The organism is Candidatus Poribacteria bacterium, assembly GCA_021295755.1.
GTDB lineage: Bacteria > Poribacteria > WGA-4E > WGA-4E > PCPOR2b > PCPOR2b.
The window spans coordinates 3,452-27,907 of record JAGWBT010000071.1; the positions used below are offsets into that span (position 1 = coordinate 3,452).

Annotated in this window: 15 protein-coding genes; 8 read left to right on the forward strand and 7 right to left on the reverse strand. The window is 51.4% G+C overall.

The window, feature by feature from the left end:
- Both J4G02_11785 and J4G02_11790 read left to right on the forward strand, forming a co-directional pair.
- Positions 1-555 (forward strand): aminotransferase class III-fold pyridoxal phosphate-dependent enzyme (locus J4G02_11785; protein MCE2395258.1); only part of this gene is annotated, 555 nt, incomplete at its 5' end.
- An 11-nt stretch (positions 556-566) separates the two neighbouring features.
- A complete protein-coding gene (locus J4G02_11790) occupies positions 567-2,036 on the forward strand; it encodes a hypothetical protein (GenBank protein ID MCE2395259.1) in 1,470 nt (489 codons plus the stop codon).
- Positions 2,037-2,103: 67 nt separating this feature from the next.
- Here the strand turns inward: J4G02_11790 and J4G02_11795 are convergent, their stop codons facing one another.
- The 7 genes from J4G02_11795 to J4G02_11825 all read right to left on the reverse strand — a co-directional run bounded on the left by J4G02_11795 (position 2,104) and on the right by J4G02_11825 (position 15,382).
- A complete protein-coding gene (locus J4G02_11795; protein MCE2395260.1) occupies positions 2,104-2,826 on the reverse strand; it encodes an SDR family oxidoreductase in 723 nt (240 codons plus the stop codon).
- A gap of 79 nt (positions 2,827-2,905) precedes the next feature.
- On the reverse strand, positions 2,906-3,460 hold the full coding sequence (locus J4G02_11800; protein ID MCE2395261.1) for a hypothetical protein: 555 nt from the start codon (positions 3,458-3,460) through the stop codon (positions 2,906-2,908).
- Between the two features lie 47 nt (positions 3,461-3,507).
- Entirely contained in the window at positions 3,508-5,445 is a 1,938-nt protein-coding gene (locus tag J4G02_11805; protein ID MCE2395262.1) for a hypothetical protein, read from the reverse strand.
- Between the two features lie 252 nt (positions 5,446-5,697).
- Positions 5,698-7,293 carry an AAA-like domain-containing protein gene (locus J4G02_11810; protein MCE2395263.1) on the reverse strand — a complete coding sequence of 532 codons (1,596 nt, stop codon included), beginning with the start codon at positions 7,291-7,293 and terminating at the stop codon, positions 5,698-5,700.
- Positions 7,294-7,424: 131 nt separating this feature from the next.
- Positions 7,425-13,160, reverse strand: coding sequence for a hypothetical protein (locus J4G02_11815; protein MCE2395264.1), 5,736 nt, complete (start codon positions 13,158-13,160; stop codon positions 7,425-7,427).
- Between the two features lie 55 nt (positions 13,161-13,215).
- Positions 13,216-14,082 (reverse strand): phytanoyl-CoA dioxygenase family protein, encoded by an 867-nt coding sequence (locus tag J4G02_11820; protein ID MCE2395265.1) that lies wholly within the window; start codon positions 14,080-14,082, stop codon positions 13,216-13,218.
- A gap of 166 nt (positions 14,083-14,248) precedes the next feature.
- Positions 14,249-15,382: a mandelate racemase/muconate lactonizing enzyme family protein gene (locus J4G02_11825; GenBank protein ID MCE2395266.1), complete on the reverse strand. Its 1,134-nt coding sequence runs from the start codon at positions 15,380-15,382 to the stop codon at positions 14,249-14,251.
- Positions 15,383-15,599: 217 nt separating this feature from the next.
- Here J4G02_11825 and J4G02_11830 point away from each other — a divergent pair, with 217 nt between their 5' ends.
- The 6 genes from J4G02_11830 to J4G02_11855 all read left to right on the forward strand — a co-directional run bounded on the left by J4G02_11830 (position 15,600) and on the right by J4G02_11855 (position 23,892).
- A complete protein-coding gene (locus J4G02_11830) occupies positions 15,600-16,421 on the forward strand; it encodes a sel1 repeat family protein (protein ID MCE2395267.1) in 822 nt (273 codons plus the stop codon).
- A gap of 37 nt (positions 16,422-16,458) precedes the next feature.
- The gene (locus J4G02_11835; protein ID MCE2395268.1) at positions 16,459-17,445 is read left to right on the forward strand and encodes a zinc-binding dehydrogenase; all 987 of its coding nucleotides are present in this window, start codon (positions 16,459-16,461) and stop codon (positions 17,443-17,445) included.
- 463 nt (positions 17,446-17,908) lie between these two features.
- Positions 17,909-19,645: a gamma-glutamyltransferase family protein gene (locus J4G02_11840; protein ID MCE2395269.1), complete on the forward strand. Its 1,737-nt coding sequence runs from the start codon at positions 17,909-17,911 to the stop codon at positions 19,643-19,645.
- Between the two features lie 3 nt (positions 19,646-19,648).
- On the forward strand, positions 19,649-21,094 hold the full coding sequence (gene hemG, locus J4G02_11845; protein MCE2395270.1) for a protoporphyrinogen oxidase: 1,446 nt from the start codon (positions 19,649-19,651) through the stop codon (positions 21,092-21,094).
- Positions 21,091-22,119 (forward strand): hypothetical protein, encoded by a 1,029-nt coding sequence (locus J4G02_11850; GenBank protein ID MCE2395271.1) that lies wholly within the window; start codon positions 21,091-21,093, stop codon positions 22,117-22,119. The genes hemG and J4G02_11850 overlap by 4 nt, the downstream gene beginning before the upstream one ends.
- A gap of 417 nt (positions 22,120-22,536) precedes the next feature.
- Entirely contained in the window at positions 22,537-23,892 is a 1,356-nt protein-coding gene (locus J4G02_11855) for an extracellular solute-binding protein (GenBank protein MCE2395272.1), read from the forward strand.
- Positions 23,893-24,456: the final 564 nt, after the last annotated feature.

Sequence of the window (24,456 nt, forward strand, 5' to 3'; positions counted from 1 at the left end):
ATCACCGGTTTCCGGCTAGCGCCCGGTGGAGCACAGCAGTATTTCGGCGTTACTCCTGACCTAGCGACCTTTGGCAAAGCGATCGCCAACGGTTTTCCAGTATCAGCGTTTGCTGGACGCGCGGATCTGATGGATCAGATGGCAACCGGCGGTGTCTTGCACGGCGGCAGTTACAACGCATTACCGGCAGCTATGGCAGCTGTCGTTGCAACACTAAGCGAACTCAAAAAACCAGCAACCTTCAGTCGCCTAGAAAAACAGGGCAAAAAACTGATGAACGGGATCAAGCACGCCCTAGCCGATGCCAATGTCGAAGCACAGGTACAAGGCTTCCCCCAGATTTTTCACGTCGCTTTGGGTGCCAATGCCCCATTCTCCAACTACCGCGATTCCCTAGCGGCAGACAAGGCGCGTTACGTCAATTTCACGACCGCTCTACTTTCCCACAGTGTCCGCGCGCTCGAACGAGGAGCTTGGTTCCTCTCCACCGCCCATAATGATGCGACAATTGACGAAACCATCGCAGCCGTTGCAGCAGTGGCTAAAGAGCTTTAAGGATAGCCTCCATGGACATTGGAATCCACAAGCAACTCTTTATTGACAAACGCTTCTTTCAAAGCTCGGAGGGCATCGAGTTGCGTATGAACCCACCCGTGCAGGATCCCGACCCCGTGCTCATAGCAGATCAACCTTGGGAGGAGAAGGGCATAGGTGCCTACAGCACTGCCTTCCGTGAACCCGATGGCAGATTCCGCCTCTGGTACGATGCGCTTCTCGACGTTGGGACGCCTCAAGAGAGTGCCCGGCGGCTCTGTTATGCTGAGTCAGAGGATGGTCTCCACTGGGAAAAACCGTCCCTCGGTCTTGTTCCCTTTCGCGGCTCTACCGAAAATAACATCGTTGCACCCCACCTCGAACGCCAGAGTATGCAGGGCGCCACCGTATACCGTGACGAGCACGCCCCTGCCGATGAACGCTACAAGCTGTGGAGCAAGTTTCGTCCCACTGACTCACAGATCGCTGAAGGGACGCGGAGCGGACTCTGGGCAATGCATTCGCCCAACGGAATCCACTGGCAAGCATACCCCAACCAGCCTAACCCACCCAACCAGTCGTGCGATACTCAGAACATGTTTTTCTGGGACGATACCTTCAAATGCTACGTCGGCTACACACGGGTTAGAGAGACTCAAAGCTCCGACGAAGCTGCGCTAGCCGGCAAAGTCGCTTACCGGAGCATCGGCCGCATTACCTCGCCCGATTTCCGCACTTGGTCGAGTACCCAGATCGTTCTGGAAGCAGATGAAGAGGACCTAGCTATCCCCGTGCCTTCAAAGTTCGACGACCAGCGCCCAAGCATCGACTACTACACCAGTTGCGCCATGAAATATGAAAGCGCCCAAGATGTGTATCTGATGTTTCCATCAGTCTACTACCACTGGGGAGAGAAAGGGTTTCCTGCGACCATGGATACACAGCTATTGACCAGCCGCAATGGAATACGCTGGCAGCGGCAGGGTAACCGCTGTCCCTTCCTGCGGCACGGAATGGAGGACGACGTACATAGTGGGATGATCTTCGCCAATCCGTGGCTCATCCCTGTGGGTGACGAACTGTGGCTCTACTATGCTGGCATGGCTCATAACCACGGTGCGGACCCCGACGATGTCGGACGTTCCAGCAGCCTTTTTCGTGCACGTATGCGACGGGACGGATTCGTCTCGGCCGATGCAGGGTTTGGTGGTGGTCAATTCATCACGCCGGTGCTCCAGTTTGGCGGCAATCGTCTTGAACTGAATTTTGACGGTAGTGCCGGCGGCTGGCTTCAAGTCGAAATTCAGGATGCCGATGGACAGCCGTTGCCCGGCTTTGAGCTCACAGAGGCAGATCCAGGGGTGGGTAACACCATCAGTAAAACCGTAACATGGCAAGGCAAAGACGACCTGAGTGAACTAGTTGGTAAGTCCGTCCGGCTGCGTTTCGCCCTGCGGGCTATGAAACTCTACGCCTTCCAGTTTGCATCCGATCAACACTAGAAAGCCAATGCAAAAAGTCCGTTATTCTACCACAAAAAAACGACTCACGCTGCATACCCAAAGATTACTATCCCCGGCCGAGATAGGGCTGCTGCACAGGCAGAACCTTTGCCTCAAGAAAATTTACATGCGGGGGTAATGTCGCCATAAGCACCGCAGCTTGAGCCAATTCGTCCACCTGCATCAGGTCTGCCCGTTCCTCGCCCTCTGGCAAATCTCTAACTTGCGTCGCCCCCGGGTGGAGGCAACTTGCGACAATTCCGTGTGGACGACCCTCCAACGCTGTTACCTGAGTTAAACCCCAAATACCAAACTTAGAGGCGCAATAGGGGCCCGCTCCCGGTCGAACACGCTGCGCGGAGATGCTGCCGATGTTGATAATGCGTCCGCCGCCCTGTTGCTTCATAATCCGCATCGCTGCACGCGTACATAGGAACGGCGCACGCAGATTGACAGAAAGCACATTATCCAACGCTTCCGTCGACAGTTCGTCAAGCGGACCGCCATCGAACGCCCCCGAATTATTGACCAGAATATCCAAGCGGTTAAACGTTTCCATCGTCCGCTCGAACATCGCTTCAATTTGGGCTTCGTCGGTAACATCGGTCGGCACAGTGAGCACAGTCGCACCGCTTGCCCTCAGTTCCTCAGCGGTCTGATTTAACTCTTCAGCGCCCCGCGCAGCCAATACAAGGGTTGCCCCTTCGTGCGCCAAGCCGCGTGCGATTCCCTGACCAATACCTTTATTCCCCCCTGTGATGAGGGCAACCTTACCATCTAGCTTACCCATTAGCTACTCCTTTCAACCGTCCTAAGTTATTTTCATAGTTCTTTAGCTAGGTTACGTGTATATCAGCCAAGACTTAATTCTATCGATGTCCATGTTGAGATGCCGGTAACTGCTCTTGAAGTACCGACATTTCGTTTTCATTCAATCCTAACAGATAAATTGGGAGCGGCAACATCCAATCTGCGTGTACGTAGCGGTCAATCTTCTCCTTTAACTCGCTGTTTTCGTGCATCAGTTCCAAATGAAGTTCAGTTGAACGTGTACGCTCCGCTATGGGCCCCGAAATTTCCTTCGCAAACTGGGTGAGTTGTTTTATCCGTCCCCTTGCTGACATACCTTTTTGCCGCAACTGCTCATTGCGGTCAATGACTTGGCTTAGGATTTCTTGGTAGCTCTGGAGTGTTGCCTTGACCGCAGGCACATTAGGGAATGCCTCCAGAAAGTCATTGCCCCACTTTTCTAGTTGCACCCTTTTCTGTTCTAGATCTACAGTCAACCGATCCGGCTGACTATCAAACCCTAACACATCTTGTGAAGCCCAACGAATCCCGAAATAGAAACCAATTATGGTGAACATAGCCAACACAATCAACCCAATTAACCCAATCACCAGTTTGTTAGATAAGATTTTCATAACAGAGCCTCCTTTAAAGATTCTAACATTTTTTTAACGCTAGGTTATTAGGGGAAAAAACTATACAATGGGGTATCGGTCAGAATACTCAAGATGCTCCAGATAAACCCTACAATATAGTCTCCGAGCGCAACACCCAAAAAGAATGGCACCGCTCGACGATACGATCCAAGCCCACCATAACGCAATATAATTGTCTTGATCATCCAAGCGACGAAAATACAGGACCATAGATTGAACATCCCCCAACTATCCGCCGTGACATAACCGAGCGGGTGCAGGGGCCACCACAGAAACCGGGTACGCAAGAACATTAACACCGCTGTCAACCCGAATCCACCGGCCATAAACGCAAGTGCCGGACCGTCAGCCTCACGAGGATAGTTCAGCCAATTTTCAAGTTGACCGTATGCCATACGCCCATACCATAACGAATGCGGGTGGAAATGTGCAGAGTCATGACCATGTCGGTAAAAGGCGTCTAGCAGAAACCAAAAACTCACGACCAATCCGATTGCTGTCGCAATTAGGATGGCAATCGTGGTATGGCGTAGGTTGATATTCCGTCTTTCCGACATCTTAAACGCTTCCAAATGCTCCGGCATCGGATTGACCCAATAGGCACGATTGAAAAACATATACATCGAAAAAACGGTGAGCGTGTTCGTAGTGAGTTGCCAAGTACCGAACCCAGTAACAATCATGGTGTGGGGATCGATGCCCGGACGGTAACCGTGTCCGTGGACGATAAACCCTAACTCTGCGCGCAACCGGGTGATCATGATCGATAATAAGAAATAAATCCCAAAGAAAATAGGTATCACCCACAACGACATACCCGCTTTGTAGGAGAAGACCGTTAAGAAGATCATACCCAGCACAATACCTATCACCGCCAAGCGATACGGCATCGGCTCCTGACTGTCATCCAGTTGAAATCGCGATCTGGAAGACGCAAATAAATGACGCGCTAACCCTATGAAATGTGACCTACCGATCCAAAGTGCGAATATCAACAGCCCCAAATACACGCCGAAGCCTTGTTCAGCCGCATAAGGGAAACGCGGAAGGTTTTGCCAACCCATCATATCGCCGACCATCAACTCAATCTTGTAGAGCCAGAAAAACGCCCAACATGAGAATAGGAGATCTCGTGGCATCATAAAACTCATCCCAATAACAAACGGGTAGAAAGAGACCCGGATGCCTCCACCTATCCCCTGCCGTTTAACCGGAATATACGGGATGACTGGGTGAATTGAATGGAGTAGATTAACGATACTAATCAGTGCGGCAATGCTGAAGCCAATCCACATCAACCGATTCCTAAAGAAACGCAACCGAGGATTGGTCATCTCTAACGGTAGCTGTGTCAGAGGGTAACTTAACCGCTCATGCTCTGTCCACTGAATCCGCAACAGCGTGTTAATGCACAACAGCACAACCATCAACACAAAAACAAACGCACTCCATGCGACAATTGGAGTGAGCCACGCCTTCAGATAACGGGCAGAATATAGGCTTGAATCCCCTTCATAGTAACCGAGTAAGACCTTTTCATCTGAGACAGTGAGCCACTCCGGGATATTCCGCCAAAACAGGTTGCGCCAGTCGTTTTCAGGAGTGGCAAACTGAAACGGATAACTCATGATTGGCATTAAAATCTGCAGCATATCCCAAGAACAGAGACAGGAGATAATGCACAACATGAAGTGGACGGTCAATAGTTCCTGTTGTGAAATACCAAGTTTCGGAGAGAGCTTGTGGAGCACATACCCAATCAAGAGCAGCCAAAAGATGATAAAAATGACATTTGCCTGCGGATGGATGATGGTTGGATAGCCAACGCGAACCACCTCAAGTTCAATGAGCCACCAGACATTGAACGGAATGAGGACAAGGGCAAGCAGGAAGGATTTGACTGTTAAACCGCTCTGGTAGGTGACAGGTTTCTGAATCCCAACGTGTCGGGGCGTATTTTGCATAAGGTCAATTCAGGTGACTATCTGGATGGAAGGGTGGCAGGATGGAATGCGCGAATCTTTTATCCTGCCATTCTTCCTCCGGATTCTTCTGTATGTTCTCCGTGTTAAGTTAAATCAAAAACAGATGCAACCGGTTTGTGAAACCTGATTTCTTGCGTTTCACTTTTTATCCAACAGTTATTAGCAAGCGTTAGGACACAACCAACCAACACATCAACGTCCTAAAGATGGAAAGCTTCTTTCGCTACTCGCTTACGAAGCCGGGCGTTCTTGCATCACAGGAATAACGTAACTCTGAATCGTCAGGTTGCCAGCCAGAGTCTCTTTCTCTTTCTGTGGTTCTGGATTCTGGCGACGATCAAACACGACATAGTACCCTTCCACCGCCCCCTCTAAGGTGAGATATGCCGCGAGTTGCTTTTTGCCTGCCCCATGGCGACGAGTGCCTTCCCAAATTTTGGTTTCTACAATGTATTTTCGGGCATTGTGCACAATGATGAGGTCCATTCTGCCGCGCCCGGTTTGGACTTCAAGGTACATCACGCCGCGCACAAGGCGTACAAACTGGTCAAGATAGGCAAAGAGCAGGTATTGTCCAACATACTCCTGCGGAGTCTCTGACACTTGCAGAATCCGATAGCCGGCACGAGCGATAAAATCTTGGAAATTATCAAGCAGCGGCTCCATCTGAATCTGTCCGTCAGGGGTAAGGTAATCCAAAAAATCCACATCAGCATTTTCGGGAAAATAGTCCTTCTCTAGGCCATTCACCGGTGGCTGAAACGTCCGCATGATACGATACTGATAAATCGGATTGACAATTTCACACATCCCGTCGGCACCTTCCGCAATGATACCATAAGTGACTAGCTCTCCAATCAATTCGTTGTCCGGGTTGAAAGGCGTACCTTTCTCATAAGAAACAATTTTCATCAAGAGACTTTCAAAATGCGGGTTTCTTCGGATATTCGTTATCAGATGCTGGACGTTGACGTTCCGCTCCTCAAGGAGTTGGGTATGTGCTTTTGAAAAGTGGGTCATCCCAATTGGTTCCGTTTTGGGAATGTCCATCTCCTCAGTGAGAATTTGCGCGAATCGGTTGACTAGAAAAGGTTGACCGGCTGTCTGTTTGTGGAGATTCTCTATGACTTCTGGAGCGAAGGCTTGGCCGACCTCGGCGGTATACTGCCCAAGAAGTTCGCGGACCTGTTCAACCGTAAAGTTTGCCAAGGCAAACTCGTCTTGGATATTAAACGGCGAGATCGAGCGATCGTAGTTAAGTTGGGTAATGCTTTTAACCCCGACCATGCCTAAACTATAGGGGCAGCGGGCAGCGGGCCCGGAGAGATAGATGCGGCGGAGTGAATAGAGAAAATCACTCACGATGGCTTGAGGGATACCATCAAACTCGTCAATGATAATAACAAACCGCATGGTTGGTTGCAAACTCGCAAGCTGTTCAAAGAATTCTATCATTGAAATGTGTTCGGTAATCTTTGCGCCTTCTAAAAATTGGCTTAGTGCCTCAGAAGGCGTGTTACCGCGTCTTTGGAAAACAACCTCAATTTCCTTGCGAATATCTTTGTAGAGATAGCCGTAAAAAGCGGGGGGCGAAACGTTGCTATACGCTTGGAAATCAAGTTGAATTGGGAAGTAGGTTTCCTCTTCATTGGCAAGGACATCAAGGGACCATCGGAAGAAGGTGGTTTTGCCTGTTTGGCGAGGGGCAAAGATGACAATATATCGTCCCTGTTTGACCCGGTTGATGAAATCAACTATTTCATCGGTACGCGAGACAACGTAGTTTCGCTCGGCAGATACGGGTCCTCGGGTTTCAAAATTTTTCATTTTTCTTTTTGTCCTTAAAACTCACATTAATTTCCCGTCTTAAATTACCCTACGACAGACAATTTCTAATTGCTTTCGGTCCACACATGGACACAAGACCATGAATCAAAGTGCGTAAATCCTAAATCCCGTTAATCCCGATCAGGTTTGACGATGATACGCGTGCCATCAGAGCGACCTCGGACGGTTTCTTTGTACATCATCTCTGCCTTCGCCGGTGGATGGACGAAACTCCCCGCAATACTCGCCTTCAGCCGGAAGTAAAAGTCATAGGTTCCCTTTGGGAGGGTATCGTAATAGAAAATGACCTGATCATCATGATACTGCGCGTAAGCCGGCACTAACGTTATTGCCCCCGCAGGTTTGGCTGCCTTCGGAGCAGTAGCGAGATTCGGATTCATCGGCTCAAAGCCGGCGGCAAACGGCGCAGCCACAGCGACATAATGCCGTACCTCCGGGTTCACCACTCGGATGTGCTCCTCTACGATAGTCCCTATCTCTAGTTCAAGGGCGTCTCCTGCCTTGACCGGACGCACGACGGGCGGTTCCCCGTCTGCTTGAACAATCTGAATTCGCCGCTCGACAACAAAGCCTTCGTTTTTTGCGTTGACCTGATCTCCACTCGCTGCGGGCATGTAGTCTAGCGTTAAACGTGCATAGGGCAGGCTATCAGTAGGTCCCGCTGTCCACATCAATCCACCGGGACTAGAAGCGACGGATTCATAGTGACTGACAATCTGTCCAGCAGTGTTGAGTTCTACAGATTCATCCCCAAATTGCAGAACAAATCCATGCCCCGTTGAGTCGGGTGTTTGCACTCGAAATACTTCGCCCAAAGTGAGCAAAGCTGCAGCGGTGGCGTTGGTACTTCCCCACCCATTTGCTTCTCCACGCGCAATCAGTTCGTCAATAAGCAGCTGCGTTTTTGGTGCCTCTGGTAAGGCGGTGTAAAGCGATCTCGCAACACTGGCGAGCGTTTTGACCTCGCTGGAGTTGATTAACCCGCCCCAACTTCTCGCCCGATACTGCAACCCTTGATAGACTTCTTCTCCGTTCCTGAGTGCGAATACTAAACTTTTCAAGAGATCCGCATTGAGCCGGTTAATTGATTCTGTCTCATCTGATGCCTTTGTGAGAAAAGCATACAGGATTTTTGCCTCACTGTAAAGATCCATCGTCAAGGCGCGAGCGAGCAGGTCATGTGCGTAGACATCTTGGAAGTCGCCAGCCATCGCCAACGCATGAAGGGCTTCGGCACGTTCAACATAGGTGCTACCATCAATAAAATTGCTATAATCTGATCGCAGGGAGGCTCTCAGCGCATCCAGTCCCCTCTCCAAAAGTTTCTCATCAAATTCGTAACCCTGTGCTTTTGCCATCAGTAGAAACTCCACCACATAAGCGGTTAAGCTGACATAGCCCTTGGAGCCTGGCCAACCGCTATAAAGCCCGTTGGCGTGCTGCACACTCCCTAGAAAGGTGAAAATTTCTCGCATCTGCAGATCACTGGCTTCGGCACGATCTCCCCGACCGATCTCATCAAGCAAGTCTTTCAATGCTAGTTCAGGCATCAATTGGCTGATGCGCTGCTCCGTACAGCCGTATGGGTAAGCTGCTAAGTAATCGAGCCCCGCCAGCATCTTCACCAACGCAGGTTGATACGTCACCATCACAGCTTGGCGAACTGTTCCCGGTCGCGGTTCTTCTTCAATGGATGGAAAGGAGATTGTTTCAGACGCTTTGACCGGAACGAACGTCTCCAACTGGCGTTTTTCACGGTCGTTCTTAACCGGCAATGTCACCTCAAAGGCATCCATCGCGCCATCGACCTCTCGCTTGACGGCGAGTTGAACCTTCACCTGACCAGTTTCGCTATTAGCGAGTGCAGACGTGGCAACCTTCATCGGAAAATAGAGCTGTTCGGGTTGATCCTTCACCCAATCGACCGAGCGACGCATATCACCGTCCACCTCCAATCCTTCCACCTGAAGCTCGACCTGTCCTGCTCCGCCTTCGCCTTCGACGACGCGACCAATGCCACCTGCAACAAAGCTATCGCCCGGACGCACAAAGCGTGGCAGTGCGGACTGAACAATCAGCGGCAAACGAATGGAGACGACAGATTTACCGTAACCGAAACGGGCTTCCCCATCAGTTGCCACTGCTCGTACAGCGAAGTCCGTCAGATTATCCGGCAGATCAATGGTAAGTGTTGCGACGCCATTGACCACCCGTACGAGGGGATTGTAATAGGGAACAGGCCTAAAGTTTCTCCGTACTGTCACTTCAGCAGCAAATGTAGTTCGCATCGCCAGCTTCCCATCCCCGCCGGGGGTTTCGTTCACGGTCAAATCTCCGACGACCTCGTTCCGAGTGTCGCGGATACGGATGTGCGCTTTGACTCGGTCAATGAAAGAAGGCATGGGATCCAAATCTCGTTCCTGACCGAGGGCAAGAACCGCGCGATCTACTAACCAGAGGGTGACTTCACCGTTTAGTGGATTTCCATCGGGATCACTGAGTCTAATCGTCAGCGGCATAGAGGCACCGGGGAGGTTTATAGCTGGATGATCCAATTCAATCTTGAGTTGATTATCCCGTGGATTGACCTGAATCCAAGCGGTGCTCGCCATGGCAATCGGTTTGGCAGTATCAAATGTGCTTGCATCAGCCATTTTCCCATTTGCTAGTCGTCCACGCAACAGCAGCGCATGTACCGGCACCTGTGGTGTCATGTCTCCACTGATCGGCATAGGAAAAACCCCCTGACCGTTTTCTATATCAACCCAATGATACTGATTGGCTTTTGGGCCCTCCACAACAATCAGGGCACGCGCCTGCTGAAACGGACTTTTCAAGAGCAGATTAGCTGTCTCACCGGGATTGTATGCGGTTTTGTCCGGTGTGGTCTCAAAGACGTTTGCCTTCGGCTTTTCCCACGCTACGGCAGTATCGCCTGCAACGTAAAGGTCGGCGGAGACGGTTTGTCGTCTGCCGAGCCTGTCCTGGGCTGCAATTTCAACAACGTAAACGCCCGCCGCTTCGACAGGCAACGATAGTTTCATCGGTTCTGCCGTTGAAATCAGCGTTTGTTGCGTAAGGGGAACATCTACCACTTCAGTTACATACTCCGCCTTCCCCGTCGTGAAATCGCTCTCTTTGAGATACGAATGCCACTGACGGTGCATCAACCGCAAATGGAATTCCAACCCTTCTAACGGCTTTCCTTCATGGTTCAGCACCAGCACTTCTGGGTTGATAATTAGCGTGTCCTTGAGAAACCTCTCCAACTTTAACCCCAAAACGAAAGCGGGAGCTGCCGACACAAGTTTAGCAGCAGTGACCGTCTGTTCATCGGCACCGCGCACTGTGGCTTCGACCACATATACACGGGAACTGCCATCCGGCTCTAAGGCGGGGTTAAGTTCCAGCGTTGAAGAACCGTTTTCGTCTGTAAGTTCCTGTTTTGTAATACCTGTTGCACGGAAAGGAGTACCGTCGCTAAAACGTTGATCTGTTGAAAACAGAAACCCGGCGTATTCGGTTGGCACACCGAAGCTATCAGAATGCTGTGTAACCTGCCACGTCACCTCTTGACCGACTACTCTGCCACCGGCATAGTAGTCAGCGATCATCGTCAGTGTGAAAGCTCTATCCGTCGGAACGGTATCTGGTCCCAACAGTTGAACTTCAAAGCGAGGGATACGATAACTCTCTTTCTCGAAATCCACAGAGGCAAGACGTTCCTGATCAACATCGTCGAAAATGCTTGCCTGATAGTACCCTGTAGGCAACTGTTTCTCATCAAATTTGTGATAAAAACTGCCAATCTCAGTCAAGGTGAGCGGATATGTCCACTTTTTATCCCCTGGTCCTTCCACTACTAAACTTCTGCGGCGATCCGCCTCATATATGAGGCCGCCCATTTGTCGCAGCCTTACATATCCTTTAATGTGAACAGGTTCCTCCGGGCGATACACCGGGCGTTCTGTAAAAATATGCGCCTTCCGCACCGGCTGGTCTTTGATATGACGAGGTTTACTTCTTAACCAGTTGAGCCAATTTCGACGGGAACTATACCAGTGATTGTCCAGAAAATGGGGTGGTGGCTTAGCAGGGTTGAGTGTCAGCACATCCCCTTCGTGACTAATCACGATGCGGCGTAGACTCGCTTCAATCTCCTTCGTGTGCACATAACGGAACTGTCCTGTGCTGTCAGTGACACCTGAAATAATCGGCTTCCAAACCTGACGCGAGTCGTTATGATGTCGCCCTTCGACGATTACCTGTGCCCCAACCACGGGTGCGCCGGTGCTCAAGGAGGTCACAACAAAGTTCACCGCTGAGTCCTCCTCAACCGTGCTGAGGCTCAAATCTGTCACCTGAATCCGGGCGTAATTTCGTTGGGTGCTGCTCCCTATTTTACGGTAACCAAGGAGATATGTCCCCGGCTGGGCCTCACCAGAAATTTTCGTCAATAAGGCTTTGAGGTCAAGACCAAATCGCAGGTTACCCATTCGATCCTTCATCGGCAGAGACACCAATCGGGATATAAGCGGACTTCCAAGCAGCTGGATGTGCTTGGGCATATTTCTGGCAAAAGCCGGCTCTTCGCCAGGACCCGGTGGGCGGGATTCCTCATTCACCCTCACGGATCTGTCCGGGAAGGGCCAAAAATTCCGATCCAAGGGATCTAGCTTATATATCCGCAGATCGACCTGTTCCTCACCGCGTCCTTCCATCGGAAATTTCTGTGCCCCGTAGCGTTCGAGAATGCCCCTGCTCTGGCGCCACCGTAGATAAGGATCAGCGTGCGTGTAGTAAAAATAGACTGCGGCTTCACCAAATGCCGAGAGATTTCTGCCGTTCGCGTCTGTTAGTTCCGTTTCCTGAAGGGTTAATCGGTAAACCCGATCTCTTTCGGGACTGAAGTGGAGATCGAGCCGTTTTCCAGAAACCTCAAAACGGAAATTCTTCACAGCAGGCTCGAATCGCACCAACCGCTTTACTGTTTCCATTGAAATCGGTCCAAGTTCATGGCTGAATTCGAGGAAAAGTGGCTCATCGCCACCGCCACCTTGGAGCGGTTGCTCTACCGGATACGCGCTACCCTTAGCAGCAACGGGAAAGACAACACGCCCACAACCAATGCCAGTCAACCGAAAGGGGGTCTGAGTCGCAAACGTATGCCGAACGAGAGCTCCCTTAAGACGCTCGTCTAACGAAAGCTGCAACGTCATGGTCAATATCCTGCCGTAAGGAATAGAATCATCAAAAGTGATCTGGTACTGAACCGCATCCCGAATCGATGTCCGTTCAATCTCTTTGACTGTAAAGTCTCGATCCGTTAGTTCTACAAGCGCCGGCACTGTCCCATCTCCCGTAGCTTCTAGTCCCGGTGTTGGGCGCACCTCGAAACGCAGCATTGCGCTCAACTCGTCAACATTTAGCCGATCTGCAAAAGATAGCTGTATCTCCTGAATCGGCTCTAGTTCTTGGCTGCCACCGGCTGGCGAAATACTTTTCGGTGCTGCCATCAGCGTAACAAGCGGGTGCGCTACTCCGTTGACGGTTATCGAAAATCGCCGCAGGACGGGCCAACGAACGGTCGGAAGGAACTGTATGGTTTTGGCATCGAGCCATTGATATTCACCAGGATGATCGGGTTTAATCTGAAATAGTTCGCCGGGGGCATCCGCTGGTTCATCAGCGTTAGGTCTACTCTCTACGGGAAAAAAGACAGTAACGGGATCGTAGCCTCTTAGGAAGATCTCCGGAACAACGGTCACCCCTTCCTGACCAAACGCACCCCAGACGATATTCAGTAGGAGGGTTACACTAGCGATAACTGGTGCTTTCGTTTTCATGACTTTATATCTTCCTTTCAGCTACTCAAAATTGTGCTAGCCATTTCAATGACGATTAATTCCGGCTGCTATCCGGGCGGCTTCGACCCAATAGGCTCAACAGGCGATCATCAGCGGTCTGTAGATAATCTTCAGGAACCGGAACCTGATTACATAAGTTGAAGCGCCAATATGCCCAACGTGCAGCGTACTGCGACTGTAAGATATAGCGTGTCCGATCTGATCGATTGGGTGCACCGCGGTGCCAGCACTGGGGATCCTGCAGGTAGATGTCCCCCGCTTTACAGAAGACCGATGTGGGCCCCTGACCTTCAAACTCCGGATGATCCTGATCATTCGGCCCCCGACCAGAATAGTGGCTGCCACGAACGTACTGCGTAGGTCCATGGTCAAGCGTCTCAATGTCTGTCAATGCCATCTGTACGGTAATCCACAAGACCTGCATCTGAATCCGTGGATCGAAACGAGGCACATCGTCCGGCAGCGGGAAATGCACCTGCCCATCGACATGCCACCGCTCTATTGACAGACCGGGCAGATTCCGCAGCACATTTTGACCACAGAATTTACAACCTTCCCCCACAATCGCTTCCGCCAAACTGAGTATCGGCTCCCGAAGAAGCATCTCTCGAAAAATTGGATCAAGCTCGATTGTATTCCTCAGAATGAACGGCAGCTCTTCCCCCGACTCATCATGCGGCTTCACTTGGATGTATCTCGTGTCGGCGAGGTGCGGACTCGTCCTGTCGGCGAGGGATTCATCTGCAAAGAGTCTGTCGGTTGTGTCGCGCAGCGCGGTAATTTCTTCAGGCGTCAGCACACCGGGAATGTGCACGAAGCCATCACGATGAAACTGTTTGACAATCTGTTCTGTTTTCTCTTCACTAAACGGCTCACCCGGTAAAATTTGACTAGTGTTCATGATAACCCTTTCTTTGGAAGTATATAGCTTGATGTATGAAAAGTGTCAAACCCGTTGGTATAGAATCACGCTTCACGTTTCACACAGCAAATCGCACACAATACGATAATCAGCAGTTTGCGTATTGTATCACACACTAACCGGCAACTCTGTGCACACGAATCGTTTACGAATTGGTAATCGACCCATCGCGTCGGCGGAGGAAAGGTCCCTGTCCAATCTCCGCAGGATTTGCGAGTGCCAATTCCTCATTGAACTCGACACCAAGCCCCGGTAACTCAGGAACCGGAAAACGCGAACCTTCAGGCTGCGGTTGAACAGGAAACAGATCTGAATCATAGCGGCCTGTACGTTCGGTGGGCGATTCCCTTATCTCTAACCACGCAAAATTGGGCACAGCCGCCGCCAAATGAATCGTCGCCGCGGTACAAACCGTTCCCAAAGGGTTATGTGGCATGAGGTCAATATAGTGCACTTCTGCCAAACTGGCGACCTTCATCGCCTCCGTCAAACCCCCGACATTGCAAACATCAAGGCGAACAAAATTGGTGATACCCCGTTCAATATAAGGGGCAAAATCCCACTTGTTTGAAATCTCTTCCCCGATTGCGAAGGGCACATCCACCATCGTCCGTAACGATTCGTAAGCCTCCGGCGTCTCATCGCGGATTGGCTCTTCCAAAAAGTCAAGCGTTCCGGGAGGCATCCGATGACAGAATGAAGCCGCTTCCGCAACGCTGAGGCGGTGGTGATAGTCAACACCGAGAACAGGCTCAGGACCAATAGCCTCCCGCAGCTGTGTCAGCCACGTCGCCGCGAAGATATTTCCATTGGGTCCCTGTGCTCCTCGTGCTATCCATGTCCGGATGACATTCCACCCATTCTCGATCAGCAAATTGGCATCCGCGATCAGCTGTTCCGCCGATTGAGCGTGCGTCGTCGCAAAGCAGGGGACGTAATCCCGCTGTTTCCCACCAAGCAACTGATAGACGGGAACCCCCAAGGCTTTACCGACAATGTCATGAAGCGCGATGTCAATCGCAGCGATCGCAGCGGTGAGGATACGTCCGCCCTCAAAATACTGGCTCCGATACATCTCCTGCCACAATGCACCGATACGCATCGGGTCTTGACCGAGCAGAAATTCACGATAATGTTGAACCGCACCAACCACAGCCAAAGCGCGGCTCGGTATGCCTGCCTCACCCACCCCATAAATGCCCACATCGGTCTCCACTTTCACCACAAGTTGGGTGCCGCCCACCCGCACCGGAAACGTCTTAATATCAGTAATCTTCATCAAATTACCTCCCGTATAATTTGGATATTTCGATTGACTCAGTTTATGCGTCGTGGTATATTTTTATTGTATCAGGTTTCGGCAATTTGCCCAACACAATTATTCGGTATCAACCTGTGTTATTATCAAATACGGAAGGTGATTCACAATGACCGAAAATGTGTGGAGAACTGAGGCTGCGAAAGGGTGCTCACGTTCCCTCCAATCTTATTGGGTTATGCAGCAAATAGTGTGCCAGCCAACCCTGCAAGTTACCTTGTTCGCTCTGACAGTGTGCCTGCTCACCGTTGGGTTAACGTACGCAGACTATTGGGCGGGTGTAGAAGCTTATATGCGAAAGGATTACAAAACGGCGCTACAGGAATTGCGACCACTCGCTGAAAGTGGCGACTCTAAGGCTCAGTTTCGACTCGGCGTGATGTATGACAATGGAGAGGGTGTGCTTCAGGACTATGGAGAAGCACTCAAGTGGTATCGAAAGGCTGCTGAACAAGGAAACACTACAGCCCAGTTCAATCTGGGTCTTATGTATGCAAGAGGCGAGGGCACCCTTCAGGACTACAGGGAAGCAATCAAATGGTATCGAAAAGCTGCCCAACAAGATCATGTCATAGGCCAGTTTAATCTCGGCGCTATGTATGCAACCGGCAAAGGCGTTGTTCAGGACAGAGAAGAGGCAATCAAATGGTATGAAAAAGCCATTGAACAAGGTCCTGCGGGAGACCAAGTTATCCTCGGCCTCAGGTATGTAAATGGTGCGGGCGTTGCTCAGGACTATGGCAAAGCACTCAAGTGTTTTCAGAAGGCTGTCGAACACGGCAATACCATAGCCCAACTTTACCTCGGCAGTATGTATGAATTTGGCATGGAGCTTGATCGAAATTACGTTACAGCGTATATGTGGTATCATCGAGCTGGCACGCTAGGTATTGAAGGAGCGCTCGCAGAGCGTGATAAAATCACTGAAAAAATGACCGGCACCCAAATTGCCGAAGCTCAACGTCTGGCGCGTGAATGGAAACCAAAGAAGATGGACTAATGACCAAACGCTAACAGGGAACAGAAAGGAAGGTTGAATGAAACGAGTCGCCAAGCCAGAAGGGAAATTTAACGTTATTATCGAAGACGCACCGATGCCTGAACCCGGTCCCGGCGAAGTTCGTGTCAAAGCGGTGCGGAGTCTCATCAGCCGAGGCTCAGAGATGGGAGGGCGCTATACTCGTGAATATGCGGTCAACCCCGAAAGCATGGGATATTCGCTCGCAGGCATCGTCGACGCCATCGGTGAAGGAGTCGACCACTACGCTGTCGGCGACCGGGTCGTCGCTTCAGCACCGCATGCACAATACACCGTCCGTCCCGTCCAGCTGAGATCGCCCCAAGACCAAGCCCAAGTCGTTCCCATGTTACCGTCCGTAAACTTCGACCAAGCACCCTACTATCCGCTCGTCTCCGGCGCTGTATCTTGGATAGACATTGAGGACATCCAGCCTTACGATACGGTTGTCATCATCGGCCAGGGGTTGGTAGGCAGCCTCCTGATGCAGGTCGCAAAAGCCAACCGACGCGGGCGTATCGTCACAGTAGACGCCCTTGACAGCCGATGCGCACTGTCCGAAGAGTTGGGGGCAGATGCGGTAATCAACGCTGCCGACGAAGATCCCGTCCGAGCGGTAAAAAAACTCACCAACGGGGTCGGTGCACACATAGTAGTGTATGCGGTCGGGGGACCCGCGGGACCGAAAGCCTTCGATCAGGGCTTGGACATGTTAGCGGTCGGTGGACTGCTGCATCTGATTGGTCTGTATGAACACCAACCGCTGCCGCTCATGTCGAGCAAGATTCAGGGACGGAGACTTTTGGGTGGCTATTATGGCCAAGTCGTTCCCGCTGGTGTCTCACTAAGAGCGATGCAGCTGCTCGGTTCAGGCACTATCCAGACGGAGAAAATGACGACGCACCGCTTCCCCTACACCGAAGCTGCTGCCGCATTTGATCTGCTCTACACTCAAATGAATGAAGCATTGGGCGTGCTACTTGATTGGGAAGTCCCAGACGCCTAATTTTACCTAAGAAATTCATCAAATCCTTGCGGCTTTGCGTTTGATTTTATAACCTTTGGTGCTAGTTTAGTGAGAAAGTTTTTTTACATTGTTCAAGTCGCTTTGGATCCCGATTTATCGGGGAGTTCATCGGTTCATTAGTCGGTTGGCTGTCATTCTTCTTATGTTCCACCCTTCGGATACACATGTCGCCCCGCTGGGGCTTTAGGGGATTTGTTTATCCGTGTGCTATAAACATGTCGCCCCGCTGGGGCTAAATGAACTGATGAACCAATGATTTTCACGTCTCACATTATCAGTCACATAAACATGTCGCCTCGCTGGGGCTAAATGAACTGATGAACCAATGATTTTCACGTCTCACGCATCACGTTTCACGTTATCAACAGCTGCAAACTAAGCACCATTGGTTTTATGCGCTTATCGAAAAAATCCCTGATCTCTTGAGAGAGGAGAAACACCCATGCCGAACAGTCACCGTCCCTCATTCCGAGGAAAACGTTATGTTGTCTCATCACTTCACTATCTCGCAACAATGGCGGGGGTCCGCATCCTCGAAAGCGGAGGCAACGCCGCCGATGCCGGTGTCGCAACCGGAATTTGTATCAACGTTCTCCAGCCCGGATCCGCCCAGTTTGGTGGCGTCGCACCAATTATCTACTGTCCTGCGTCAGGCAAACCCGTTGAAACAATTAGCGGACTTGGACGGTGGCCCAAAGCTGCGACAATGGACTACTTCCACGAACATCACGACGGCGATCTACCCGCTGGAATCCTGCGCACAGTCACCCCCGCAGCCCCGGATGGATGGCTGACAGCACTTGCGCGATTCGGCACAATGAGGTTTGAGGAGGTCATCCAACCCGCCTTAGACCTCGTCGAAAACGGAAGACCCGTGGATGACCAGTTCCATGGATTGGTAAGCGGAGACGGCATCAGAAATTGCCCCACAACCGCCGCAGTGTACAATCCCGGTGGGCATGTGCCACAAATTGGAGAGATCTTCGTCCAAAAAGACCTCGCAGAAACCTTCAAGCGGATGATCGAAGCCGAGCGCAAAGCCAGTGGAGATCGACGGGCCGGCCTCCGTGCGGCACGCGACCTAATCTATAAAGGTGAAATCGCCCACGAAATCGCCGACTTCTATCGGGCGGAGGGCGGTCTGCTGACCTACGAAGATCTGGCAGCATTTTCGGTGCGTGTCGAACCACCGGAGCATATCACCTACAATGGCTATGATGTGTACACCTGTGGTCCTTGGTGTCAAGGTCCAACGCTGAACATGGCGCTGAAAATTGTCGAAGGCTTTGATCTAAAGGGGATTGGGCATAACACCGCAGACTATCTCCACACCGTCGTTGAATCCCTTAAACTCGCCTTCGCGGATCGCCACGCATACTTCGGCGACCCCGATTTTGTACAGGTGCCGATGGCGGGATTGCTGGATGGAAGATATGCCGCCGAGAGACGCGCAGCTATTGACCCACAGCACGCCGCACCCGATATGCCGGCTCCCGGCAATCCGTGGCGATTCCATCCCGAACTCCGTCGCGAAAATGGTCCGTTCCCAACCATGGATCCAGAGCGTCCCCAACCAGAATACACGTCAGAATGGGAGACAGATACCAGTTACATCTGCGTGGTAGATGAAGCGGGCAATGCCTTTTCAGCGACACCGTCGGATGGCGTTGGTAGCACACCAGTCGTTCCCGGCTTGGGCTTTGCAATCTCGTCGCGTGGCACACAGACATGGCTCGACCCAGACCACCCCTGTTGCCTGCAGCCATGGAAACGCCCACGGCTCACGCCAAACCCCGCACTAAGTCTCAAGGAAGGGAAACCGTTCATGCCTTTCGGCTGCCCCGGCGGCGATGCACAGGTTCAGGGGATGCTACAGGTCTTCCTTAACATCGTTGAATTCGGGATGGAACCGCAGGAGGCCATTGAGGCACCCCGCGCGATAACACATAGTTTCCCTAACTCCTTCTGGCCCCACGGGATTCAGCCCGGCGAGGTAACCGTTGAAGCACGTGTTGATCCACGGGTACGAGAGGTTTTAAGAGAACGTGGGCATATCGTCCACGATAACCAAGAGTGGGGATCGGTCAGTTGCGTCTGTGCCATCACCGTCGATCCCGATACCGGTGTCCGTGCTGGCGGGGCTGACCCGAGATCAACATCGTACGCAATCGGATGGTAGGAAATGACAGATACTTCAAACCGAAAACAAGCGATTGTCATTGGAGGTGGCATCGCCGGACTGACGACATGCTACCGCTTAGTCACTGAATCGGCCAAACGCGGTATTCCCATCGATGTGAAACTGCTTGAAGCAGGAAACCGCGTAGGGGGCGCAATCCACACGTCCAAACAGGACGGTTTCATCATCGAACACGGTCCCGATGTTTTCATCTCGACCAAGCCATGGGCAAAAGCGTTGGCAGAAGAGTTGGGCATCGCCGATCAGTTTCTCGGCACAAACCCGAAAGAGCGACGCAGCTTCGTCCTACGAAAAGGGAAGCTTTATCCTGTCCCTGATGGCTTCTACCTAATGGCACCCGCTTCCTTTGTGCCCTTCGTAAAGACACCAATCTTCAGTTGGAGTGGAAAACTGCGGATGGGATTAGATTGGGTCATCCCCCGGCGTCGAAGCGATGAAGACGAATCGCTGGAAGGTTTCATCACGCGGCGATTGGGAAAGGAGGCGTTCACACGGATAGCACAGCCGATGATAGGCGGCATCTACACCGCAGATGGAAAAGACCTGAGCCTCAAAGCCACGATGCCACAATTCCTTGAAATGGAAAAGAAACATGGCAGCATCATCAAAGCGTTAGTGGCACGGAAGAAAGAATCCCAAGGTGGGGCGAGCGGCACAAGCGGTGCCCGCTACAGCCTGTTCCTCTCCTTCAAAGACGGGATGCAAACCCTGACCGATACCCTTGCCGAGCGTTTGCCCGACGATTGCATACAACTCGGCACCAAAGTCAGCCATCTAGATTACCAAGGTGATCAGGCAAAATGGCAGATCCATCTTGCAAACGGGGAACGGATGGAGAGCGATCTCGTGTGTGTTGCCCTCCCCGCACACGGTGCAGCGGACTTGGTAAAAGCAGTCGCTCCGAACCTGTCAGAGCCCCTCGTCTCAATCCCCTATGCCTCCTCCGCCATTGTTAATCTCGCTTTCCGTCGCACGGATATTGAACACCCCCTCAACGGAGCGGGTTTTGTTGTGCCCGCGGTTGAGGAACGCTCGATTATCGGATGCACATTCAGCAGCGTGAAATTTACTGAACGCGCTCCAGCGGACTATGCTCTCTTACGCGCGTATGTAGGTGGTGCAGGAAGCAGAGGAGAAGCATATTTCAACCGTTCTGAGTCGGAGATAGTCGAATCAGTGCTTAAAGAACTACACGAACTGCTGGGAGTCAAGAGCAGTCCTCAGTTTTCGCTCGTGTACAAACATCCAAACGCTATGGCGCAATACCATCTGGGGCATCTGGATCTGGTCGCAGAAATCGAGGCACAAGCGAGAAAACTGCCCGGATTTGCGCTCGCCGGAAACGCCTATCACGGAATCGGCATCCCAGATTGTATCAACAGCGGAGAGAAGGCGGCATATCTTTTGCTTGAACAAGGACTAAAATGACATCGGCTTTAACTGTACGAATAGCACGGATCTGTCTGTTGCTCGCACTTATAATGTTCTGTGCACAGGTGGAAACTGCTGACGAAACGGAAGATGACTCATTCTTCGAGCCTAGCTATCTGAGTTACGATGACATCTACCGAGATTTCACACAGAAAAAGATGTGCAAGCGATGTCACCCAGCAATCTGGCGCGAGTGGGAGCGGTCAATGCACGCGAAGGCGTGGGAAGATCCAATCTACCAAGAAGCCGCGAGTCAGGTTGAGGATCGGGAAAAGAAATGTGATCCGTGCCACGCCCCCGAACCGATCCTGATCACCGGTATCGGCAAAATGCCGAAGCTGCGAACTGAAGATCGAAAATACGGTGTCTCTTGTATCGTATGCCATATCGATGCACATGGGGCAATGCACGGACCACACAAGAGCACCAATCCGATGTACCACGCAAACGTGACTTCCGAGGCTCACGCCGAGCCTACGGAACTGTGCGCAACCTGCCACGGACAACCGAACGTCCCTGAACATAATCAGGTCGCTAGTTTCAAGAATAGCCCCGCTGCGGAAAAGGGGTTGAACTGTGCTTCCTGCCACATGCCCGCCGTCAAACGGACGCTCAGCGTCCATACCTACGAGACGGTCACGGTTCGGCGGCATACATGGGCGGGGAGCCGTAGTGTTAGTAAACTCAAAAGCGCCGCAAACCTGAAAATCGTCCGTGCGGAGGACAAAGCAACGGTTCGTCTCACCAATAAAGCGGGACATCTGCTGCCGGGCGAAGCCTTGCGCGCAATTATTCTCGACGTAAACATCTCCGACGCCAATGGAGCCGTGAGTCACCATGAACAAGCATTCATTTCTGAGGCGTCGGAAAAGCCCGAAACCAGTCGCATATCACCCGGTGAAACGCGAGAGTTTGTGTATACCCTCAATGACACGGAAAAAATTGAAGCGAAGTTACTTTATCGCCTAACACCAACGACGCCAGAAACCGAGTGGATCACAATGGCAGAAGCGAGTCGATAGGACCGTTCCCATTTTATGCACAAAATTATACTAACTCAAGTTGCTAGTTGTTTCGGTATTTGTCTGAATCGTAAAACGTGAAACGTAATGCGTAAGAAGTTCAGAATAAGTTCGTTGGTTCATTTAGCCTCAATGGGGTGATAGATGGCAACTTAGGTTATACCAACAATTCACAGGAGGTACACTGCCAAAATGAAACTTCAAGATCGTCCCGTTCGACGCAGGGGTTCATGGAAGCGCGTTATATGGTATCTTCTTTTGCTCGCAATAATTCTGATTATGATGTGGAAGATGTCAGCAGTTGTTCGCTGGCTGCCTATCTAACTGTTATCGCCGATTCACAGGCTGAATGCGGATTCAAATTCACATCAACTGTGAAATCCGCCCATACAATCTCAAAAAAAAGGATATTTCACTATGTCAAGACCAAAGAATAGATTAACTTTTGCAACCTTCATCACCCTCTGTACTGTCATCACGCTAATCTTCGGGCAAACCGCTTCCGCTCAAGATAAGCTCGTCATTATATCCCCACACTGGGAAGGTATCGAAACAGAGTTCGATACCGCGTTTAAGGCGTGGTATACCAAGGAGACAGGACGCGAAGTCACCGTTGACTGGCTGGATCAGGGCGGATCCTCTTCGGACTTCCGGTTCATCGAATCCGAATTCAAGCGGCTGCCGGACGGTATTGGGATAGATCTCTTTTTCGGTGGCGGGACAGATAACTACCTTAAGCTCGCTGCTAAAGGTTTGCTGGCTCCCTACAAACTGCCTGAAGCCCAACTCGCCCGGATCCCGAAAGAGATTTTTGGTATCCCCGTCTACGATCCCGAATACCGGTGGTACGGTGCGGCGCTGTCTAGTTTTGGAATTATGTATAACGAGGAATTGCGTGCGCTTTTCAATCTACCGGAGATCCACACATGGAACGATCTGACACACCCAGAACTCATCAACCGCGTCGGCGCAGCAGATCCCCGCGAAAGCGGGAGCGCACACATGATGTACGAACTTATCCTGCAAGGTTACGGTTGGGAGACAGGCTTTGAGCTAATTACGCAACTCGGCGCGAATGTCAGGGCGTTTTCCGCAGGATCAAATGCGATTCCCAGAGATGTCGTCGCAGGGCAGGTCATCTACGGCATGGCAATTGACTTCTACGCCTACGGTCAGATTGCCGTCATCGGCGCAGACAAGATTCATTATGTCGTACCGCCCGACGCAGCCGTCGTCAGCCCTGACTCTATCGCCATACTTAAAGGGGCACCCAATATGGCGGTCGCTCAGAGATTTCTCGATTTTGTGCTTTCGGATGAAGCGCAAAAACTGTGGGTGTTACGCGATACGGATCCAGAAGGACCGAAGTGGAAAGGCGGGTTGAATCGTAGCAGCGTTATCCCCGCGCTTTACGACGAACTTGGCGACCGCTGTGTTGCTACCAACCCATTTGAGTTGGATCTGACGCCCATTGACTACGACGCAGTGAAAGGTGGGATACGTTGGGACATCGTCGGGGATCTCATCGGTGCGCTTGTCATCGAACCGCACAAAGATCTAACCAACACATGGAAAGCCATCAATAAAAGTAAAGACCCAGAGAAGCGCGCCGCCGCGATTCAGATCTTGGGTCAGGTGCCAATAACAGAAGCGGAAGCACTAGAACTCTCTGAGGGGAGTTGGCAGAAACCAGACTTCCGTAACCAGAAATTGAAGGAATGGAGAGCGTTTGCCAAAGAGAAATTCAAGGAAGCGAAGAAAGCAGCGAAGTGATAAGTATTTTGGGCAGGCACAAGACCTGCCCCTACATTTGTTCGGTATTTGTAGGGGCAACCTTTGTGGTTGCCCTCTTGTAGGTCGATTTTCCAAAATCGACATTCTCATGTCGAGATATGAATCTCGACCTACTAGTTGCTAAAGCCCCAGCGGGGCGATATGTATATAGTAATGTTGGGCACCCATAAGCCCAAAGCCCCAGCGGGGCGACATGTGTATCGAAGCACACCATCCCCGTAGGTCGGGCATCCCCGGTCACGGGCCTGCGCTCGATTCATCGGAGATCTTCTCGGACTTGCCCGACCTCACATCCACATTAGTTGGACTCGGAAACCTAACCTACAAGACCTTGTCGCTAAATCATTCTTCCTATGGCTTCACATATCATGATGACGTATCTGCGAAACTGAAGTAGAAAAATTTCCTGATCCTCCCCTGACCAGCTTTGGTCGATGGTCTGAGGGTGTCCAGCTTTGTTTCGGTGAAGTGCCAACGTTAATTTGGGCCACAAATCAGCGAAGTTAAGACAAGTATTTTTGTTCAAATTCCACCGGTGTCAAA

Excerpts from the sequence above, each read along its gene's own strand:
- J4G02_11790 (MCE2395259.1), top strand. The coding sequence starts at position 567 with ATGGACATTGGAATCCACAAGCAACTCTTTATTGACAAACGCTTCTTT.
- J4G02_11795 (MCE2395260.1), bottom strand. The coding sequence starts at position 2,826 with ATGGGTAAGCTAGATGGTAAGGTTGCCCTCATCACAGGGGGGAATAAA.
- J4G02_11800 (MCE2395261.1), bottom strand. The coding sequence starts at position 3,460 with ATGAAAATCTTATCTAACAAACTGGTGATTGGGTTAATTGGGTTGATT.
- J4G02_11805 (MCE2395262.1), bottom strand. The coding sequence starts at position 5,445 with ATGCAAAATACGCCCCGACACGTTGGGATTCAGAAACCTGTCACCTAC.
- J4G02_11810 (MCE2395263.1), bottom strand. The coding sequence starts at position 7,293 with ATGAAAAATTTTGAAACCCGAGGACCCGTATCTGCCGAGCGAAACTAC.
- J4G02_11815 (MCE2395264.1), bottom strand. The coding sequence starts at position 13,160 with ATGAAAACGAAAGCACCAGTTATCGCTAGTGTAACCCTCCTACTGAAT.
- J4G02_11820 (MCE2395265.1), bottom strand. The coding sequence starts at position 14,082 with ATGAACACTAGTCAAATTTTACCGGGTGAGCCGTTTAGTGAAGAGAAA.
- J4G02_11825 (MCE2395266.1), bottom strand. The coding sequence starts at position 15,382 with ATGAAGATTACTGATATTAAGACGTTTCCGGTGCGGGTGGGCGGCACC.
- J4G02_11830 (MCE2395267.1), top strand. The coding sequence starts at position 15,600 with ATGCAGCAAATAGTGTGCCAGCCAACCCTGCAAGTTACCTTGTTCGCT.
- J4G02_11835 (MCE2395268.1), top strand. The coding sequence starts at position 16,459 with ATGAAACGAGTCGCCAAGCCAGAAGGGAAATTTAACGTTATTATCGAA.
- J4G02_11840 (MCE2395269.1), top strand. The coding sequence starts at position 17,909 with ATGCCGAACAGTCACCGTCCCTCATTCCGAGGAAAACGTTATGTTGTC.
- hemG (MCE2395270.1), top strand. The coding sequence starts at position 19,649 with ATGACAGATACTTCAAACCGAAAACAAGCGATTGTCATTGGAGGTGGC.
- J4G02_11850 (MCE2395271.1), top strand. The coding sequence starts at position 21,091 with ATGACATCGGCTTTAACTGTACGAATAGCACGGATCTGTCTGTTGCTC.
- J4G02_11855 (MCE2395272.1), top strand. The coding sequence starts at position 22,537 with ATGTCAAGACCAAAGAATAGATTAACTTTTGCAACCTTCATCACCCTC.